Annotated in this window: 3 protein-coding genes; all 3 read right to left on the bottom strand. The window is 47.2% G+C overall.

Annotated elements, in window-relative coordinates; genetic code table 11:
• Positions 1-255 (bottom strand): 50S ribosomal protein L14 (gene rplN / locus AC1MDJ_RS08390; protein ID WP_479690455.1); only part of this gene is annotated, 255 nt, incomplete at its 3' end.
• Positions 252-545 (bottom strand): 30S ribosomal protein S17, encoded by a 294-nt coding sequence (gene rpsQ / locus AC1MDJ_RS08385; protein ID WP_479690454.1) that lies wholly within the window; start codon positions 543-545, stop codon positions 252-254. The genes rpsQ and rplN, both read right to left, overlap by 4 nt.
• The coding region (locus AC1MDJ_RS08380) for a 50S ribosomal protein L29 (RefSeq protein WP_479690456.1) at positions 545-632 on the bottom strand (88 nt) is incomplete at its 5' end. The genes AC1MDJ_RS08380 and rpsQ, both read right to left, overlap by 1 nt.

Here is a 632-nt window from a genome sequence, read left to right as displayed (position 1 = left end):
CACAGCCGCATTATCATCAAATTTGATATACGTGCCATCTTGACGTCTCTTTTCCTTGCTAGTGCGCACTACCAATGCACGAACAACTGTTCCTTTCTTGACAGTGCCGTCTGGAACAGCGTCTTTTACGCTTGCTACGATAATATCGCCAAGCCTGCCGTAGCGTTTGCGCGAACCACCGAGAACTTTAATACACATAATCTCTTTAGCTCCGCTGTTATCAGCTACTCTTAACCGCGTCTGAACCTGAATCATTTCAGAGCCTCCTCACGCTTAGCATCATCGGCAGCCTCTACAGAGCGCGACACTACCGTAACGAGCCGCCAGCATTTTAGTTTGCTGATAGGTTTAGTTTCAGCAATCTCCACCACGTCGCCTATTCTCGCCTCGTTATTTTCATCATGCGCGTAGAATTTCTTAGTGCGCTTGATGTACTTCTTATAAAGCGGATGCAACATCTGACGCTCTACCTTTACGGTAATGGTTTTATCCATCTTGTCGCTGACTACAACGCCACGACGCGCCTTTCTAATGCCTCTTTCCATTACTTATCTCCAACTGCACGCTGGGTCAGTATTGTCTTAACGCGGGATATATCTTTCTTTGCCGTGCGCAACTGAGCCGTATTTTCC

The organism is Candidatus Termitispirillum reticulitermitis, from assembly GCF_054655775.1.
The sequence above is the reverse complement of the archived record's forward strand: the minus strand, read 5'-3'. Positions and strand labels throughout refer to the sequence as shown.